The 993-nt window shown below is 40.3% G+C and carries 1 protein-coding gene; it reads right to left on the bottom strand.

Annotated features, from left to right (window positions below; genetic code table 11):
* Positions 1-139 precede the first annotated feature (139 nt).
* Positions 140-993: zinc-binding dehydrogenase (locus AC3G7N_RS20610; protein ID WP_489424036.1), on the bottom strand; the 854-nt coding region annotated here is incomplete at its 5' end.

The raw sequence follows: 993 nt of genomic DNA on the forward strand, positions 1-993 counted from the left end.
AAGCTCCAATCCATCACCCATCATAAAAATTAAAACCCCTAAATATCCCCAAACTAAGTGAGATGGTAAACCAATTCTATCAAGGAAAGAATCGTTGCCAGCTAGATTCTTCATCCTATCCCTCCCGTCTTCACAGTAATTATGGCTGTAAAACTATTTTCAAAGATTTATCACCTTTTTTCATCAGCTCAAATCCTTCTTCAAAGTCTTTTAAATCCAGCTTATGTGTCACAACATTGTTTGTTGGAAAAGTTCCATTGGCAATCCCATCAATAACTAACGGATAACAATATGGACCTAAATGAGAACCAAGTAAATCCAGTTCCTTCCTGTCGCTGATAATACTCCAATCAACGGAAACAGGTTCCCCAAAGACACTAAACTCCACAAACCGCCCCAATTTTCTAATCATTTGAAGCCCTTGTTCGACCGATTTCGGATGTCCGGTCGCTTCAATATATACATCGCAACCATAACCGTCTGTCATGTCTTTTATTTCCTGAACTATATCAACTTCGCCGGGATTTAAAACAATATCAGCGCCAAATTGCTTTGCCAATTCCAAGCGGTCCTCTTTTAAATCCAGTACGATTATTTTTTCAGCACCCGACTTCTTGATGGCACCAACCATTCCTAAGCCCAAAGTTCCAGCTCCGGATAGGACAACAAAATCGCCTATTTGAACCTGTGCCCGTTGAACAGCGTGAAGACTGCAGGCATATGGTTCAATTAGAATCGCTTTCTCAATCGGCAAGTCTTCAGGAACCTTATAATTAATTGCTTCTTTGGTAAATTTCATGTATTCAGCCATGCCGCCATTGACATTGTTTTGAAAACCGTATAAATCATGCTTTTCACACATCCAATATTGACCTCTATCACAGAATCGGCAGTCCCAGCATGGTACAATCTGTTCCGAGATTACTCGATCCCCAACAGCAAAATCATTCACTGCACTTCCTTTTTGAACGATTCGAGCAATGAATTCATGAC

The organism is Virgibacillus carmonensis, assembly GCF_057836705.1.